This window comes from Sphingomonas fucosidasi, from assembly GCF_036663855.1.
In the GTDB taxonomy this organism is placed as follows: Bacteria; Pseudomonadota; Alphaproteobacteria; order Sphingomonadales; family Sphingomonadaceae; genus Sphingomonas; species Sphingomonas faeni_B.
Window position 1 is genome coordinate 375128 of sequence record NZ_JAXOJR010000002.1, and the last position, 17230, is coordinate 392357.

A 17230-nucleotide genomic window follows, 5' to 3' on the forward strand; every position below is an offset into this window, starting at 1 on the left:
GACGCCGGCCAATGCTTTTAGACGCTTAGTACGTGGTCGGACCCGACTTGCCGAGCGAGTCCGACGTCGTGCCGGTCGTCGAACCTGGGGCCGTCGAACCAGTGGTCGATGCCGCGCCCGTCGTGCTACCAGTTTGGGTGGTCGAGCCATAGCCAGTCGTACCGGCGCCCTTCTTGTCGCCGCCGGTGCGGTCGCCATAGTCGAACATCGCCGAGTTGCGCTCTTCCTCTTTCCACGCCGCCTTGGCTTCGTCGGCCGACTTCGACAGCGTCACCTTGCCGTCGACGGTCTTGATCCAGCGCGACGGGATCGAGTGATGCACGCCGCCCGCATCGCGGTCGTTCTTGGTCAGCAGGATCCGGTCGCCCTTCACCTTATCGACCGTACCGACATGGCTACCGTCGGAACCGACGACCTCCATATGCTCGGCGACCTGCGACAGCGAGCTACGCTGGCCCTGACGCTCGGTGCGCCACGACGAAAACTCGTTCTCGAACTTCGAACGGTTTTCGTTGCGATACTCGTCATAGTCGCGGTCGAGCGCCGCGATCTGCGTGCTGCGCCAGCTATGATAATGATCGTCGTGCGGGTTCGACGAGCGGTTGCCGAACGAGCGGTTGTCCGAGTTGCCATAGGAGTGCTCGTCGTAGCGCGCATCGGCCTCGCGGCGGCGCTCCGCCTCGTCATCTCCGAACCACGAGCGTACTTCGTCACCGGCGCGGGCGATAAAGCCGCGATCGTCATAGTCGTAACCCTGCGGCTGGCGGCCATAGCCACGATCGTCGCCGCGCGGCGCATTACGGTTGTCGTCGTCGGCATGACGGTTGCGCCCTACATCCTCGAACCGGCGACCGTCCGACGCGTAGCTACCGTGATACTCGGTACCGCTCGAACCCTGACCACGCTGGCCATAGTCCTGTCGGTCATAACGCTGCTGCTTCGAGCCCGGTCGACAATAGTCCTGCTGACCGTAAGACTGGCCCGAACCCTGTCCATAGCGCGACTGATTATAGCGATCCCCGCCCGACGGCTGCTGGCGATCGTTATGGCCACCATAATAGTCGCGACCGTATTGAGCATGGCTACCCTGATCGTCGCGCCCTCGATTGTCGCCCCCGTGATTGTCGCGATCGAATTCACCGACCGCTGCGTAATCGCGCGCGCTAGACCGACCGTAATCGCCCCCGTCGGAACGGAAATCGCGGCCAAAATCCTGCGAGTTCGGCCGACCGTAATAATCACCCGATTGACGATCCCGGGTAGTGCGCTCGTAGACCATAGGAGCCTCCTAATTGCTGTCCTGCGGCTGCCGGCCTCGTCGATCGATTTAGTCGATCGCGGAGCCGTACATTCCGATGACTACAAACGCCAAACTGGTGGATTGTTCCTGTATTTGCCGTACCTTGACGGCGAGACGACGCAACGCTGCGACGACGGTCGGACCGAGATGGAGCCTGAGATCCACCAAGGAAAAAACTCCCGCCCGGCAATCCAAAAAACCGGCCGGCCAAGCCAGTTCCGCCAGTTGCATCGCCCAAACCGACCCGCTAAATGCGCAATCATGGCCTATGGCCAGCCGCGCGGGGCCGTAGCTCAGATGGGAGAGCGCTGCAATCGCACTGCAGAGGTCAAGGGTTCGATTCCCTTCGGCTCCACCAGCGCAACACGATGACAACTAAACATTTTCCTTCCAACTGCCCGGAACGTCGGGGCGGTAATAGCTACCGGGGACGCTTTATCGATGTCCCCCACGAGCCGCTCGATCACCCCCAAGCCGCGCCGCAGATAGTCGGGGCGGAACGGCGCGTAGAGGTCCGAGATCGATCCGAACTTGCGGTGGCCGAGATGGATTTCCACCTCACCCCATGCCTCTTGCGGCAGGCTCGATGGTGTCAGGTCGGCAACCGAGTGGCGGATCAACTTCATCCCGCCGTCTCGCACTACCGCAACTGACGGGCTGGCATCGACATGCGCGCGCGCTTACGCTGACATCTCGCTTCGACCAGCTTCAAGGACCCTGTCATGCGCTTGACCATCATCATTACGGCCGGGCTGCTGGCCAGTCCGGCGCTAGCGCAAGCCGGACCCGTGGAAACCGCCGTAAAGATCGAAGCCGGCAAATTGCGGGGCACAGAATCCGACGGGGTCATTGCCTTCAAGGGGATCCCGTTCGCGGCGCCGCCGGTCGGTCCGCTGCGCTGGCGGGCACCGCAACCTGTCGCAGCCTGGACCGGCGAGCGAGATGCGAGCCGCTATGCCAACGACTGCATGCAGCAGCCTTTCCCGAGCGATGCCGCGCCGCTTGGCACGCCGCCGGCCGAGGATTGCCTCTATGCCAATGTGTGGAAACCCGCCGATGCCAAGGCGAAATTGCCGGTGATGGTCTGGATCTACGGCGGCGGCTTCGTGAATGGCGGATCGTCGCCACCCACCTATTCCGGTAGCAACCTCGCCAAGGCGGGGATCATGGTGGTGAGCTTCAATTACCGCCTCGGACGGTTCGGAACCTTCGCGCATCCGCAATTGACGACGCAGAACCCCGATCACGGGCTGCTCGGCAACTATGGCTATATGGACCAGCTGGCCGCGCTTAAATGGGTGCAGAAGAATATCGCGGCATTCGGGGGCGATCCGGCCAATGTGACGATCATCGGCGAAAGCGCGGGCGGTATGTCCGTTCATACGTTGCTCACATCGCCGATGGCGCGCGGCACGTTCCAGAAGGCCGTGGTGCAATCGGGCGGACCCGGAACCGGCCCCGCCGGCACGGTCGCGACGGCCGAGACGATCGGGGTGGCATTCGCGCAAGCAAAGGGGATCGCGCCGGGCGATCCGGACGCTTTGACCAAGCTGCGTCGGCTTTCGGCGGAACAGGTTACCGACGGCCTGAGCCTGGCGGCGATGTTCACGCCGGGATCGGGGCCAAGAACCTATAGCGGGCCGGTGATCGACGGCAAAATCGCGGTCGACCCAGTCGCAGCCTATACCGCAGGGCAATTCGCGAAGGTGCCGGTTATGATCGGCGCGACCAGTGACGATATCGGCGGTCCGCAAGGGTATATGATCGCGGGTGCACGCAACACCGCGGCGTTGCTCGCCACGAAGGGCGTGCCGACCTATTATTATCGGTTCTCGTACGTGGCGACGTCGGTTCGGTCGGATAAGACCGCAGGCGCGTCGCACGCGACGGATATCCCGTTCTTATTCGACACCGCAGCGATCAAATACGGCCCGCAAACGAGCGCGACCGACCGGGCGGCGGCGCGAACAGCGAGCAGCTATCTGGTCAATTTCGTCAAGCACGCCAATCCGAACGGTCCGGGTCTGCCGGAATGGCCGGCGACGCTTGCGGACGAACCGAAGATGCTCGACCTCGATACGCGCGGCGGCGCGACGTTGGTCGATGACCGCTGACGCCGGAACGATCCTCCCCTCTGCAAAGGGGAGGATCGGGATTGGCGTGGCGTCCTAGAACCGGACGGTCGCGCCCACTGCGAGGTTGCGGCCGAGCGAGTCGTACCGCGCGGGGATGGTGTCGCTGCGCGCATGACGCCCGGCGCTATGCCAGCGCGGAGCCGCCACGCGCGGCGTGGATCAATTCGACGAGTTGCCGATTGATCGACGCACCGTGCAAATGAAGATGGACGGCGTCATACCCTTCGCGGCGCAGTCGTTGCCGAAGCGCATTGACCGACTCGCATTCGCCCGAGCGAGCGAGTTCGAATGCACGTTCCACCGTGGTGATCTGTCCCGTCATCACATCGCCCTACGCGGTATCGCGACAAGCCGCGAGCACTGATTTTCACGGTGTGACACTTTACAAAAGTCTAGCAAACTCAGGCAGATGCAGATCAACCCGACTAATCTAGCATTTCTTGTGCTCGAAGATTTTCGTTCTTTATATGTTCCGTTTTTCGCTATACGCTGCTGCTATGAAACATGCCCGACCAATCCGCGGGGCGACGCGCAACGACGAGAGCAAGCGGTTTAACCTGCCGCAGACCGAGGCGGACGGCGACTGGCTCGACATGCGCGAGGGCATCGACGGAATCGCGCCGAAGCTGCGGACGACGGTGACGGTCGAAACCCCGCGGACGATCATCAGCCGCAACGCATCGCCCGACGTGCCGTTCGACCGCTCGATCAATCCGTACCGGGGGTGCGAGCATGGCTGCATCTATTGTTTCGCGCGGCCAGGCCATGCGTTTCACGACCTGTCGCCGGGGCTGGATTTCGAGAGCAAGCTGTTCGCGAAGCCTTCCGCCGCAGCGCTGCTGCGCGCGGAATTGTCGAAGCCGGGCTATGCGGTCGCGCCAATGGCATTGGGGACTAACACCGATCCGTACCAGCCGATCGAGACCGACTGGCGGATCACGCGCGGGATCATCGAGGTGCTCAGCGAGACGGATCATCCGCTGACGATCACCACCAAGTCGGACCGGGTGGTGCGCGATCTCGACCTGCTCGCACCGATGGCGGCGAAGGGACTGGCGGCGGTGGCGATGTCGATCACGTCGCTCGATCCCAGGATCGCATCGACCGTCGAGCCGCGTGCGCCGCATCCCGAACGGCGGCTTGCAGCGGTGCGCAAGCTCGCTGATGCGGGCGTGCCCGTCTACGTGTCGATCGCGCCGGTGATCCCGGCGATCACCGACCATGAGATCGAACATCTGATCGCGCGCGCGGCCGAGGCCGGGGCGAGCCGCGCGTTTTTCATTCCGGTGCGATTGCCGCATGAAGTCGCACCGCTGTTTCGCGCATGGCTCGACGACCATTTTCCTGAGCGCGCGGGCAAGGTGATGGCGACGATCGCGTCGCTGCGTGGCGGACGTGACAACGATCCGAACTTCTTCACGCGGATGAAGGGGCAAGGGCCGTGGGCGGATCTGCTGGGAACGCGGTTCCGGATCGCGTGCGCGAAACATGGGCTAAATCAGGAGCGGATCGCGCTGCGAAACGACCTGTTCCGTGCGCCGCGCGGGCCTCAGGGCGAGTTGTTTTGAGGGTCGGTAAGTCTCAGTCCGTCGGCGGACAAAAGCGGATCGACCTATTCTCCCTCTCCCTGGAACGGCGGGGTTGGGGGTAAGTCGGCTTCCCCACATCCGAACCGGCGTGGCCGAGCAAGTCACCCCTTCCCTTTCAAGAAGGGGTAAAAGCGGCAATGGCCTGAACTATTGCCAGCTTCCGTCATCCTGGATCTAGTCCAGGATGACGAAGGTAATCAGTACGCCCGCCCGATCAGTACGCGTTCGACCGCGGGTTCGCCGGTGAAGATGCACGCGCCGTCGTCGCAGCCGGTCTGGCCCATCGGTGCGTTGCGGATCGTGAGCTTGAACGCCTTCAACCGCTCCACGACCTTGTCGAGCGCGGGGCCGGTCGGCTTGGACCAGCGCACGTCGACCCAGCCGGGGTTCTTCACGCCGTCCGCGAAATGCGCCTCGACCGCGGCGAAGTCGTTCGCGGGGACGATGTTGCCCTTCACGCGGTTCATCGATTCGACGTGGAGCGTCGCCTGCACGTCGTGCAGCATGCCCGAGACTTCGCTCACGAACGTGTCGCGCGCGACCGCATTGCTGTCCAGCTTGCCGTCCTCGCGGTAGAGGCGATCGCGGCGGATCACCGTGACGTTGCCGCCGGCCACGTCGCGGCCGCCGACCTCGATCACGATCGGTGCACCCTTCTTGACCCAGCCCCAGCGCTTGGTCGCGGCCTTGGCGGGCTTGAGGTCGAGCAGCGCGCGGACCGGTTCGCCCAGCGCGGACTGCTTGGCCAGTTCGGCCTGGAGCGACTTGCAATAGTCGACGATCGCCGCGTCCTCGGGCACGTCGCGCAGCATGGGGACGATCACGACCTGCCACGGCGCGATCATCGGCGGCACGCGCAGCCCGTCGTCGTCGCCGTGGACCATGATGACCGCGCCGATCATCCGCGTCGACACGCCCCAGCTGGTGGTGTTGCACAGCTCGAACTCTCCGCCCGCATTCTGGAAGCGGATGTTCTGCGCCGAGGCGAAATTGGTGCCGAGGAAATGCGAGGTGCCGGCTTGCAGCGCCTTGCCGTCCTGCATCATCGCCTCGATCGAATAGGTCGCGACCGCGCCGGGGAAGCGCTCGTTTTCGGGCTTCTCGCCGGCGATCACGTGGACGCCCAAGCACTCTTCCGCGAAGTCGCGATAGACTTCGAGCATCTTGAGCGTCTCGTCGCGCGCTTCCTGCGGCGTGGCGTGCGCGGTATGGCCTTCCTGCCAGAGGAACTCGCTAGTGCGCAAGAACATGCGGGTGCGCATTTCCCAGCGGACGACGTTGGCCCACTGGTTGATCAGCACGGGCAGGTCACGCCACGACTGGACCCAGCGCGCGAACGCTGCGCCGATGACCATTTCGGAGGTCGGGCGGACAACCAGCGGCTCCTCGAGCTTGGCGTCGGGATCGGGGATCAGGCGGCCATAGCCGTCGGCCTTGAGGCGGTGGTGCGTGACCACGGCCATTTCCTTGGCGAACCCGTCGACGTGCTCGGCCTCCTTCTCGAAGTACGAGAGCGGGATGAAGAGCGGGAAATAGCAGTTTTCGTGGCCGGTCGCCTTGATCCGGTCGTCGAGCAGGCGCTGGATCCGCTCCCAGATGCCATAGCCCCAGGGGCGGATGACCATGCAGCCGCGGACGCCGGATTCCTCGGCGAGATCGGCCTCGGAGATGACGGCCTGGTACCAGGCGGAAAAATCCGCCTCGCGGGTGACGGGGAGTGCGCGCTTTATCATGGGGTGCGGATAGCGGGTGCGCGGGGGTTCGTCACGTGTGAGTTGCGGCGTCCACTCCGTCGCCGCCCATCATACTGACGCCCTCCGTCATCCTGACGAAAGTCAGGACCCAGAGCCACGGGCGGTGTGGATGGTATCCTGGGTCCTGACTTTCGTCAGGATGACGGGTGTTGGTGTCGGGATGACTAGCGTTCGACCAACGTTTGGGGTGGGATGCCCGCCCTCCCCTCGCTAGGGACTAGGCATGCCCACCGACCGCATCCTTCCCGCCATCGGCATGCGGTTGCTGTCGGTCGTGATCTTCGCGCTGATGAATACCGCGATCAAGCTGGCCGAGCGGTACGGCGCGAGCGTGTCGGAGATCCTGTTCTTTCGGCAGTTCGGGGCGTGTTTGCTGGTGTCGGGGGTGATCGCCGCCGGTCCGAGCCTGCCTTCGGTGGCGACGAAGCGGTTGCCGGCGCATGTCGTGCGCGCGATCGTCGGGCTGTCGGCGATGGCGTTTACGTTCAACGGGATCGTCGCATTGCCGCTCGCCGAGGCGACGACGATCGGGTTCACGGTGCCGATCTTCGCGACGATTCTCGGCGCGCTGGTGCTGCGCGAGCCGACCGGGTGGCATCGCTGGGGTGCCGTCGCGGCCGGGTTCGCGGGCGTGCTGATCGTGGCGCAACCGGGGAGCGGCGATCACTTTCCGTTATGGGGTGCGGGATGTGCGCTGGCGGGGGCGTTCGGGACCGCGAGCGTGTCGATCCTGTTGCGGCAGATCGGCAAGACCGAAAGCGCGCTGACGACGGTGTTCTGGTTCTCGGCGCTGTCGTTGATCCCGTTGTCGCTGTTCTATGCGCAGGCGGCGCAGGCGCATGATCTCGTCGCCTGGGTGTGCCTGGCGAGCGTCGGCATATTCGGCGGGCTGGCGCAGATCGCGATGACGACGTCGTTGCGGCTCGGGCCGGTGTCGGTGGTGGTGCCGATGGATTATTCGAGTTTGCTCTGGGCGACGTTGCTGGGGTGGCTGGTGTTCGACACGTTGCCGGCGGAGGCGACCTGGGTCGGAGCGCCGGTGATCGTGTCGAGCGGGTTGTATATTGTCTGGCGCGAGCATGTCCGGCGGCGGGAAGAGACGGATCGCGCGATCGCTTAATGCCACCCCTTAATCCTCCCCCGCCAGGGGGAGGTGTCGCCGAAGGTGACGGAGGGGGAGGATACGCAACAGAGGTCGCCCTTTCCTCCCCCTCCGTCTGGCAAGTGCCAGCCACCTCCCCCTGGCGGGGGAGGATCGTAGGGTAGCGGCGGGCTAGCGGACTCGTGCCGTCTCCAGCATCCGCTTCGCGCGCAGGTACATTTCGATGCGCTGCGTTGTGAACAGGCCAAGAGCCAGCGCAACCAGCATGTCGGTGATCGCAAACGTATCGAGGTGCAGCGCGTGGCCGTCGCCGATGACGGCGCGCGCTCCGGTGCGGACGGCGATGATCGCGACGAAGAACAGGACCGCGGCGGGCGATGAGGTCGTGTTGAGCGCGTGGGTGTCGGGGTCGATCGTGATCCGCATCATCTTGCCGCGCTGCCAGCCGAGCGCGGCGCCCATCACGAGGGCGAGCGCGCAGAACAGCCAGGCGAGGCCGTGTGGCGGGTACATCGTGAACATGTAGAGCGCGGCTGCGGCGTAGACCGCGGGGAATATCCAGAGGCGTTCGAGTTTCAGCGGCTTCACCACGCTCATGCGACGCCAGCGGATCGCGAAGACGATACCGATGATGACCGCCGTGACCGCGTAGCTGATCCAGCCTTGTGCGTCTTGCGCCTGCATTGTTCCGAGCCCCCACCCTGTTGGGGCGGAGGCTAGATCGGTTGCGGTGCCCTGGGCAATCCGTTTTCCTGCGGACGCAGGAATCCAGGGTTACGGGCGGCGGCGCTCGTAACCCTGGGCTCCTGCGTTCGCAGGAGAACGGAGCCGCGATTTACTCCGCCGCTTGCGCCAGCGGGGCCGGGTCCTTCCAGACCAGCACCGGTTTCCGCGCCGCGAGCGTCTCGTCGAGGCGTGCGCGGGGGGCGAAATGCGGCGCGGTCTTTAGGCTTGGGTCGCCGGCTTTCGCGCGTTCGGCGACCGAGCGGAGTGCGGCGATGAACTGGTCGAGGGCCGCCTTCGATTCGGTCTCGGTCGGCTCGACCAGCATCGCGCCGTGGACGACGAGCGGGAAATACATCGTCATCGGGTGGAAGCCCTCGTCGATCAGGCCCTTCGCGATGTCGATCGTCGAGAAGCCGGCAGCGAGGCCGGAATCCGAGAACAGCGCCTCGTGCATGCACGGACCCGAGGGGCCGAACGGTGCGTCGAGCGTGTCATCCAGTGAGCGCAGGATGTAGTTCGCGTTGAGCACCGCGTCCTCGGACACCTGGCGCAGGCCGTCCGCGCCGTGGCTGAGGATGTAGGTCAGCGCGCGCGTGAACATGCCCATCTGGCCGTGGAACGCGACCATGCGGCCGAAGCTGCCGGCGTGGTGCTCGTCGGCGTTTTCTTCCTCGATCAAGACGAATTGGTCGCCCTGCTTCTCGACGAACGGCAACGGCGCGTACGGGGTTAGCGCTGCCGAGAACACCACCGGACCCGAGCCTGGGCCGCCGCCGCCGTGCGGGGTCGAGAAAGTCTTGTGCAGGTTGATGTGCATCGCGTCGATGCCGAGATCGCCCGGCCGAACGCGACCGACGATCGCGTTGAAGTTCGCGCCGTCGCAATAGACGAAGCCGCCGGCAGCGTGCACCGCGTCGGAAATCTCGCGCATGTCGCGCTCGAACAGGCCGCACGTGTTGGGGTTGGTGATCATCACGCCCGCGACGTCGGGGCCGAGCCGGGCCTTCAGCGCGGCGGTGTCGACGCGGCCTTCGGCGGTGGCGGGGATGTCCTCGACGCTATAGCCGGCGAAGGCTGCGGTGGCGGGGTTGGTGCCGTGCGCGCTCTCGGGGACGAGGATGATCTTCCGCGCGCCTTCGCCCTTGGCTTCGAGTGCGGCGCGGATCGCGAGGATGCCGCAAAGCTCGCCGTGCGCGCCGGCCTTGGGGCTCATCGCGACCGAGGTCATGCCGGTGAGCGTGACGAGCCAGTGCGCGAGCTGGTGGATGACTTCGAGCGCGCCCTGGACGGTGTCGACCGGCTGGAGCGGGTGGACGTCGGAGAACCCGGGGAGCCGCGCCATCTTCTCGTTGAGGCGCGGGTTGTGCTTCATCGTGCAACTGCCGAGCGGGAAGAAGCCGAGGTCGATGCCGTAATTCTGGCGCGAGAGGCGGGTGTAGTGGCGGACTGTTTCGGGCTCGGAGAGACCGGGGAGGCCGATCGGTGCGGTGCGGAGCAACCCGCCCAGCTTGTTTTCCTGCGAAAGCAGGAATCCAGGGTTACGAGCGGCGTCCTTGGTACCCTGGGCTCCTGCGTTCGCAGGAGAACCGAAGGTGTCGAAATCTACGCCAGTCGTGTGCGAGTCGCCGATCTCGAAGATCAGCGCTTCTTCCAGCATCAGGGCCTTGTTGCCGGTTACCGATGCTGGGACGTTCCCCGTGTTCGCCTCGGGCGAGGTCGGGCGCCAGCCGCTCTGGTTGATGCTCATGCCAGTATCTCCTGCAAAGCGGACGCAAGCGTTTCGACGTCCTCCGCGGTAGTCGTTTCCGTCACGGCGACGACGAGGCCGTTCGCGAGATCGTCCTGGCCGGGGTACAAACGCCCGAGCGATACGCCGGCGAGGATGCCGCGATCGGCCAGCGTGCGGACGACGGGGCGGGCTTCGACGGGCAGCTTCAGCGTGAACTCGTTGAAGAAGCTGTCGTTGACGAGTTCGACGCCGGGGATCTGCGACAGGCGTTCCGCTGCCGAGACCGCGCCTGCGTGGTTGATCTCCGCCAGCTGGCGCAGGCCCGCTTCGCCGAGCAGCGTCATGTGGATCGAGAAGGCCAGCGCGCAGAGGCCGGAGTTGGTGCAGATGTTTGACGTCGCCTTCTCGCGGCGGATGTGCTGCTCGCGGGTCGACAGCGTGAGGACGAAACCGCGGCGGCCATCGGCGTCGACGGTCTCGCCGCAGAGACGCCCGGGCATCTGGCGGACGTATTTATCCTTGCAACCGAACAGGCCGACATAGGGCCCGCCGAACTGGAGACCGACGCCGAGCGACTGGCCTTCGCCGACGACGATGTCCGCGTCCATCTCGCCGGGCGACGCGATCGCACCGAGCGCGACCGGCTCGGTGACGACCGCGATCAGCAGCGCCTTCTTCGCGTGGCATGCGTCTGCAAGCGGGCGCAGGTCGGCGATGCGGCCGAGGATGTCGGGGTACTGGACAACGACGCACGACGTATCGTCGTCGATCTTCGCGATCAGCTGGTCGAGGTCCATGTCGGCGACCAGTTCGGGCGCGGTCGTGTCGAGCACGTCGCCGGTGAACTTGGCCATCGTCTTCGATACCGAGACGTAATGCGGGTGGAGGCCCGAGGACAGGATCGCCTTGCCACGCTTGGTGATGCGACGTGCCATCACGATCGCTTCCCAGCATGCGGTCGAGCCGTCGTACATCGAGGCGTTGGCGACGTCGGTGCCGAGCATCCGCGCGACCTGCGTCTGGAACTCGAACAACATCTGCAGCGTGCCCTGCGCGATTTCCGGCTGGTACGGCGTGTAGGCGGTCAGGAACTCGCCGCGCTGGATCAGGTGGTCGACCGACGCGGGAACGTGATGCTTGTACGCGCCGCAACCGAGGAAGAACGGCGCTTCGCCCGCGGTGAGGTTCTTCTTGGCGAGCGCCGACATGTGGCGTTCGACCGCCATTTCGGAGGCGTGCATCGGCAGGTCACGGACGGGCCCGTCGAGGCGGGCGGCTTCGGGGACGTCGACGAAGAGGTCGTCGATGGTCGAGGCGCCGATGACGGCGAGCATCGCCTCGCGGTCGGGCTGGGTCAGGGGAAGGTAGCGCATGGCGGTCTTTCCAAAAAGACCGTCACCCCAGCGAAAGCTGGGGTCTCATACCGCGGGGGAGACGCTGGTGTCGGCCCCGCGGTGGGAGGTCCCAGCTTTCGCTGGGATGACGGATTACGTCAGAGTGAGTGAGATCAGAGTTTCTCGACGAAGGCTGCGTAGGCGGCTTCGTCCATCAGGCTGTCGAGTTCGCTCGGGTCGCTGAGCGTCAGCTTGAAGAACCAGCCGGCCGCTTCGGCGTCCGAGTTCACCAGGCTGGAATCGTCGGTCAAAGCCGCGTTGCCCTCGGTGACAGTGCCCGAGACCGGGGAGTACACGTCGGACGCGGCCTTGACCGACTCGACGACCGCGGCTTCGTCGCCCTTACTCAGCGTCTTGCCGGCTTCGGGGACGTCGACGAACACGACGTCGCCGAGCTGGCTCTGCGCGTATTCGGAGATGCCGACGGTGCCGACGTCACCATCGACATCGACCCATTCGTGATCCTGCGTGAAGTAACGGCTCATATCACTTGGCTCCTGCGCGGACGTAGCGGTGGGGAATGAAGGGCATCGCGGTGACGGTAGCGGTGTGGACCTTGCCGCGTTGCGCGATCTCGATGCGGGTGCCGGGGGCGGCGAGCGCGAGCGGCACATAGGCCATCGCGATCGGCTTCCCGAGCGTCGGCGCGAAGCCACCGCTGGTGAGGCGGCCGATCGTCGCGCCGGTGTGGTCGATCACTTCGGCACCTTCGCGGGCGGGCTGGCGACCCTCGACGATCAGGCCGACGCGCTTGTTGGCGGGACCGTGCTCGCGCTGGGTGAGGATACGCTCGGCACCGGGGAAGTCGGCGGCTTCGCGGCGACGCTTCGACAGCGCGAAGCCGAGGTCGGCCATCACCGGCGTAATCTCGGGATCGAGGTCGTGGCCGTAGAGCGGCAGGCCGGCTTCGAGACGCAGCGAGTCGCGTGCGCCGAGGCCGATCGGCTTGATCTCGGGGAGCACGAGCAATGCGTCGGCGAAGGCTACGGCGTGCTCGGCGGGAAGCGAGATCTCGACGCCGTCCTCGCCGGTGTAGCCAGAGCGGCTGATCCACAGCGGCACATCGTTCCAGTGGAACGCGCCGGCGGTCATGAACACGAGGCCGTCGACGCCGGGGACGATCCGCGCGACCGCCTCGACCGCCTTGGGTCCTTGCACCGCGAGCAATGCCTGGTCTTCGAGGATGTTGATCGTGACGTCGTCGGGCAGGTGCTCGATCAGGTAGCTGATGTCGTCGTACTTGGTGGCGCCGTTGACGACGACGTAGAAGCTCCCGCTTGCGGTCGGCGACGGATGGAGCGGGTCGTACGCCTCGGGCTCGACGTCCTGCGCCGAGAACGGCGACGGCTGGTCGTCGGGCAGGCGCGTGGCCATCAGGTCGTCGAGGATGCCGCCGTCCTGCGCGAGCAGCAGCGAGTAGCGCATCTTGCCCTCGCCCAAGCCGGCGATGTCGCCTGGCAGGACGGTTTCGAGGGCGTGCGCGACGCCTTCGCCGGAGAAGACGAGCTGGCCCATGTGGCTGACATCGAAGAGCCCCGCCGAGTCGCGCGTCCAGGCGTGCTCGGCCATGATGCCGTCATACTGGATCGGCATCTCGTAGCCGGCGAACTCGACCATCCGCGCGCCCTGCGCCCGGTGCCACGCGTCGAGCGGCAGTAGCAGGATCTCGGGCTCGACGTAATCGTCGGCCTGATCGATGATGCTGGCGTAATCACGCAAAGTGGGATCGCTCATGCTGGTCTCCGTCGAAGGGGCGCGCGGCACCCGGTGGTGCTGCGATCCGAACCCCCTCTGTCACGGGACCTGAGAGCTTTCGCGCGAACAAAGTCCAGCGCTTACCCCTTCGGTGGCCCTCGGCGCGAACGCCAGGACGCTTTCCAGAGTGTCGATCAGCCCCGCGCGGTCTCTGGTGCCTGAGAGATTCCGGGGTGGTTGCTCCTTCGGCGGTTCCGTGCCCAGTCAAGGGCCAGCCCTGAAAGGACCAGAAACGCTCTCCCGCGCGGTGCCATGCCGGTTGCCCGACATCGACGCCGCGAGTTGTGACGCGGCGCACAATCTTAGTCAATCGAGGGTTTCGGGGCGGGGGAAGATTTAGACGGGGCAGATACTCTCTCCGTCACCCCGGGCTTGTTCCGGGGTCCACCGTTCCGCGCCCTGAGTTTTCTCGATTTTGCGGAACCGTGGATACCGGAACGAGCCCGGCATGACGGACGGGCAGGGGCCGGTGTCTTGAGCACCACTCCCCCCTCCCTTCCCACCGCAAGAGCGGCGGGCCCCTTCCCTCTCCCCGCCGGGTAGAGGGACAATGGCTTAGCGGGTGGCGTTGTACTTGAGCTGGTCGTCGGTGAGCTGGAAGCCGACCAGTGCCTCGAAGCTGGCGCGGAGGACGGCCTGGCGGACTTCCGGGGTGCTCAGCGGATCGACGGCGGCGTCTTGGTCGCCGGCCTTGCGCTTGCGGGTCAGCTTCTCACGGACGTCGTCGGGTAGCGTTGCCGCCGAGCGCGCAACCGTTGCGGAAGCGGTCGCCGAGGTCGAGGCGAGTGCCTGGCCGGCGTCGAAATGCAGCGCGACGCGGCCGATACGCTTGGCGACGACGGCAGTGCCGCCGCGGACCATCGTGACGAAGTAAGGCAGGGTCACGTCGCGGGCACCCTCGGTCCGGGTGCGGCGGGCGCGGATATCGAAGGTGATGCTGGTGACGACCTGGTCGGTCGCATCGGCGCAGGTCGAGCGGACATTGGTCATCAGCGCGGCGACGTCGATCGCCGACTGGTCGCGGCTGGTGGCGGGATTGAACAGCGTGATGTCGCCGGTCGCAGCGGGGATCGCCACGGGCGGGCAAACCGAACGGACCGCGGAAATGCCGCCGGTCGCATCGACTTCGCCCTTGCCGGCGCACCCGGCCAGGAGGATCGCACACGCCGAAACGGCTAGGATAGGGGCTTTCACGGCGACGCTTACCTTCTCGAACGAGCGAAAGGGCCACCGCGTGTCGCAAGCGGCCCCTGTCGCGGCGCACCATAGGAACCGGCTATCGTCCAGGCAAGCAATCGCGTAGAGGCTGGCGCATCATGAGCCCAACCGACAAGCCGCCGCTCGAACTGTTGATCGCAGCACCCCGAGGCTTTTGCGCCGGCGTGGACCGCGCCATCCGGATCGTCGAACTGGCGATCGAGAAGCATGGCGCGCCGGTCTATGTCCGTCACGAGATCGTCCACAACAAGTTCGTCGTCGACACGCTGAAGGCGCAGGGCGCGATCTTCGTTGAGGAACTCGACGAGGTGCCCGACGGTGCGCCGGTCGTATTCTCCGCGCATGGCGTGCCGAAGTCGGTACCACTCGACGCACAGAATCGCGGGCTGGAATATCTCGACGCGACCTGCCCTCTGGTATCGAAGGTGCACCGCCAGGCCGAACGGCTGGTCGCGCAGGGCCGCCATATCGTGTTCATCGGCCATGCCGGGCATCCCGAGGTGATCGGCACGTTCGGACAGGTGCCCGAAGGCGCGATGTCGCTGATCGAGACGGTCGAGGACGCCGAGGTGTTCGCGCCTGCCGATCCGTCGAACCTCGCCTTCCTGACGCAGACCACGCTGTCGGTCGACGATACCGCCGCGGTCGTGGCGACGCTGCAGCGCCGCTTCCCGGAGATGCTGCCGCCGCGCGGCGAGGATATCTGCTACGCCACCTCGAACCGCCAGACGGCGGTGAAGGCGATCGCGCATAGCTGCGACGCGATGCTGGTGATCGGTGCGCCGAACTCGTCCAACTCGGTCCGTCTGGTCGAAGTCGCCCAGCGGGAGGGGACGCCGGCGATGCTGATCCAGCGCGCGAGCGAACTCGACTGGGACTTCCTCTCGGGTATCGGCACGCTGGGGATCACCGCGGGCGCGTCCGCGCCGGAGCTGCTGGTACGCGAACTGGTCGATCGGCTGTCCGAGCGCTTCAGCGTCACCGAGCGCGAGGTCGAGACGAACCGCGAGACGATCGCGTTCAAGCTGCCCCGCGGGCTGGAGGCGGCCGCCTAGCATGGCGGTCTACACGCAGGTTTCGGCCGAGGCGCTGGGCGCGTTCCTCGCCAAGTTCGATCACGGCGAACTGGTTTCGGCCAAGGGCATCGCCGAGGGGGTCGAGAACAGCAATTACCTGGTCGACACGACGACCGGGCGGTTCATCCTGACGCTGTACGAAAAGCGCGTATCGGCGGACGACCTGCCGTTCTTCATGGCGATGCTCGACCATCTCGCGGTCGACGGCAACCCGGTGCCGCGCGCGCTGCCCGATCGCAGCGGCGCGCTGATTCACGAGCTTTGCGGGCGGCCGGCGTGCCTGATTGAGTTCCTGACCGGGGTGTCGGTGTCGCATCCGAGCGAGGCGCAGGCGTATGCGGCAGGTGCCGCGATGGGCGCGATGCACGTCAGCCTCGCCGGGTTCGATGGCGTGCGGCCGAATACGCTGGGGCCAGACGGTTGGCGCGCCTTGCTGGCGAAATGTGGCCGCGATCTCGATGCGATCGAGCCGGGGCTGTTCGATACGGTGAGTGCCGCGGCAGACGCGGTCGTCGCCGCGTGGCCCAGCGACCTGCCGCGCAGCGTGATCCACGCGGACCTGTTTCCCGACAATGTGCTGATGCTCGGCGACCGGGTGACGGGGCTGATCGACTTCTATTTCGCGTGCACCGATATCCGCGCCTACGACCTGGCGATCCTGCACAGCGCCTGGGCGTTCGATGCGCAGGGCGAGGGTTATGACGCCGGGGTCGGCAAGGCGCTGGTCGCCGGGTATGTCGATCGGCGTCCGCTGTCCTCGGCCGAGCGCGCGGCGCTACCGGTGCTGGCGCAGGGGGCGTGCCTTCGCTTCCTGGCGACGCGGGCGTGGGATTGGCTCAACACGCCGGCGGATGCGCTGGTGACGCGCAAGGACCCGCTGGCGTACTGGCGGCGGTTCGAGGCGTATCGCAAGGACGATCTATTCGCATGACTGACGACGTAGCTGCCCCGACCATGACGAAGGTGGAAATCTTCACCGACGGCGCGTGCAAGGGCAATCCGGGGCCTGGCGGCTGGGGTGCGGTGATCCGCATGGGCACGCACGAGAAGGAATTGTCGGGTGGCGAGACGCCGACGACCAACAACCGGATGGAGATGACCGCGGCGATCGAGGCGCTCAACGTGCTGACCCGGCCGTGCGCGGTGACGCTGTACACTGACAGCAAATACGTGATGGACGGCCTGACCAAGTGGGTGAAGGGCTGGCAGCGCAACGGCTGGAAGACCGCCGACAAGAAGCCGGTGAAGAACGCCGAACTGTGGCACGCGCTGCTGGCGGCGGTCGCGCGGCACAAGATCGAGTGGCAATGGGTCAAGGGTCACGCGGGCCACCCGGAGAACGAGCGCGCGGACAAGCTGGCCAGCGATGCCGCGGTCGCCGCCGGGCGGCGCTGAAGCCGGTTCCAGCCGATCGACACGCACCGGTTTCGGCTTCGCTTCGATCCTCCCCCG

Annotated in this window: 15 protein-coding genes, 1 tRNA gene and 2 riboswitches; of the genes, 7 read left to right on the top strand and 9 right to left on the bottom strand. The window is 65.9% G+C overall.

All coding sequences use genetic code 11. The features are described from left to right. Window positions 1-25: 25 nt before the first annotated feature. Entirely contained in the window at window positions 26-1279 is a 1254-nt protein-coding gene (locus tag U1737_RS05245) for a DUF2171 domain-containing protein (RefSeq protein ID WP_332795878.1), read from the bottom strand. A gap of 303 nt (window positions 1280-1582) precedes the next feature. Between U1737_RS05245 and U1737_RS05250 the strand changes: the two genes are divergently transcribed. Further along, window positions 1583-1658 (top strand) — tRNA-Ala (locus tag U1737_RS05250). Window positions 1659-2022: 364 nt separating this feature from the next. Further along, window positions 2023-3414, top strand: coding sequence for a carboxylesterase/lipase family protein (locus U1737_RS05255; RefSeq protein WP_332795879.1), 1392 nt, complete (start codon window positions 2023-2025; stop codon window positions 3412-3414). 145 nt (window positions 3415-3559) lie between these two features. Here U1737_RS05255 and U1737_RS05260 read toward each other — a convergent pair whose 3' ends face one another. After that, on the bottom strand, window positions 3560-3757 hold the full coding sequence (locus tag U1737_RS05260; protein WP_248522203.1) for a hypothetical protein: 198 nt from the start codon (window positions 3755-3757) through the stop codon (window positions 3560-3562). Between the two features lie 175 nt (window positions 3758-3932). Between U1737_RS05260 and U1737_RS05265 the strand changes: the two genes are divergently transcribed. Next, window positions 3933-5003, top strand: a complete 1071-nt coding sequence (locus U1737_RS05265) for a PA0069 family radical SAM protein (protein ID WP_248522206.1) — start codon at window positions 3933-3935, stop codon at window positions 5001-5003. 218 nt (window positions 5004-5221) lie between these two features. Here the strand turns inward: U1737_RS05265 and U1737_RS05270 are convergent, their stop codons facing one another. Continuing rightward, complete coding sequence (locus U1737_RS05270; protein ID WP_248522208.1) at window positions 5222-6757, bottom strand: aminoacyl--tRNA ligase-related protein; 1536 nt, start codon at window positions 6755-6757, stop codon at window positions 5222-5224. A gap of 244 nt (window positions 6758-7001) precedes the next feature. Between U1737_RS05270 and U1737_RS05275 the strand changes: the two genes are divergently transcribed. Next, window positions 7002-7898 (top strand): DMT family transporter, encoded by an 897-nt coding sequence (locus U1737_RS05275; protein ID WP_248522210.1) that lies wholly within the window; start codon window positions 7002-7004, stop codon window positions 7896-7898. Between the two features lie 153 nt (window positions 7899-8051). On the opposite strand, the gene U1737_RS05280 is transcribed toward U1737_RS05275, so the two are convergent. From U1737_RS05280 to U1737_RS05305, 6 genes are all read right to left on the bottom strand, one after another. Next, a complete protein-coding gene (locus tag U1737_RS05280) occupies window positions 8052-8564 on the bottom strand; it encodes a CcdC protein domain-containing protein (RefSeq protein WP_332795880.1) in 513 nt (170 codons plus the stop codon). 151 nt (window positions 8565-8715) lie between these two features. After that, window positions 8716-10353 (bottom strand): aminomethyl-transferring glycine dehydrogenase subunit GcvPB, encoded by a 1638-nt coding sequence (gcvPB, locus tag U1737_RS05285; RefSeq protein ID WP_332795881.1) that lies wholly within the window; start codon window positions 10351-10353, stop codon window positions 8716-8718. Beyond that, on the bottom strand, window positions 10350-11708 hold the full coding sequence (gene gcvPA, locus U1737_RS05290) for an aminomethyl-transferring glycine dehydrogenase subunit GcvPA (RefSeq protein ID WP_332795882.1): 1359 nt from the start codon (window positions 11706-11708) through the stop codon (window positions 10350-10352). The genes gcvPB and gcvPA overlap by 4 nt, the downstream gene beginning before the upstream one ends. A 134-nt stretch (window positions 11709-11842) precedes the next feature. After that, the gene (gene gcvH / locus U1737_RS05295) at window positions 11843-12214 is read right to left on the bottom strand and encodes a glycine cleavage system protein GcvH (protein WP_107962690.1); all 372 of its coding nucleotides are present in this window, start codon (window positions 12212-12214) and stop codon (window positions 11843-11845) included. A 1-nt stretch (window position 12215) separates the two neighbouring features. Further along, window positions 12216-13463: a glycine cleavage system aminomethyltransferase GcvT gene (gcvT, locus tag U1737_RS05300; RefSeq protein WP_332795883.1), complete on the bottom strand. Its 1248-nt coding sequence runs from the start codon at window positions 13461-13463 to the stop codon at window positions 12216-12218. A 47-nt stretch (window positions 13464-13510) separates the two neighbouring features. Further along, window positions 13511-13618, bottom strand: a riboswitch (glycine riboswitch). A 1-nt stretch (window position 13619) separates the two neighbouring features. Next, window positions 13620-13737: riboswitch (glycine riboswitch) on the bottom strand. A gap of 302 nt (window positions 13738-14039) precedes the next feature. Further along, window positions 14040-14678 carry a hypothetical protein gene (locus tag U1737_RS05305; protein ID WP_332795884.1) on the bottom strand — a complete coding sequence of 213 codons (639 nt, stop codon included), beginning with the start codon at window positions 14676-14678 and terminating at the stop codon, window positions 14040-14042. Window positions 14679-14800: 122 nt separating this feature from the next. Here U1737_RS05305 and ispH point away from each other — a divergent pair, with 122 nt between their 5' ends. The 3 genes from ispH to rnhA are packed head-to-tail and all read left to right on the top strand — an operon-like array spanning window position 14801 to window position 17173. Beyond that, on the top strand, window positions 14801-15757 hold the full coding sequence (gene ispH / locus U1737_RS05310) for a 4-hydroxy-3-methylbut-2-enyl diphosphate reductase (protein WP_332795885.1): 957 nt from the start codon (window positions 14801-14803) through the stop codon (window positions 15755-15757). 1 nt (window position 15758) lies between these two features. Continuing rightward, on the top strand, window positions 15759-16709 hold the full coding sequence (thrB, locus tag U1737_RS05315; protein WP_332795886.1) for a homoserine kinase: 951 nt from the start codon (window positions 15759-15761) through the stop codon (window positions 16707-16709). Further along, complete coding sequence (gene rnhA, locus U1737_RS05320; protein ID WP_332795887.1) at window positions 16706-17173, top strand: ribonuclease HI; 468 nt, start codon at window positions 16706-16708, stop codon at window positions 17171-17173. The genes thrB and rnhA overlap by 4 nt, the downstream gene beginning before the upstream one ends. Window positions 17174-17230 lie beyond the last annotated feature (57 nt).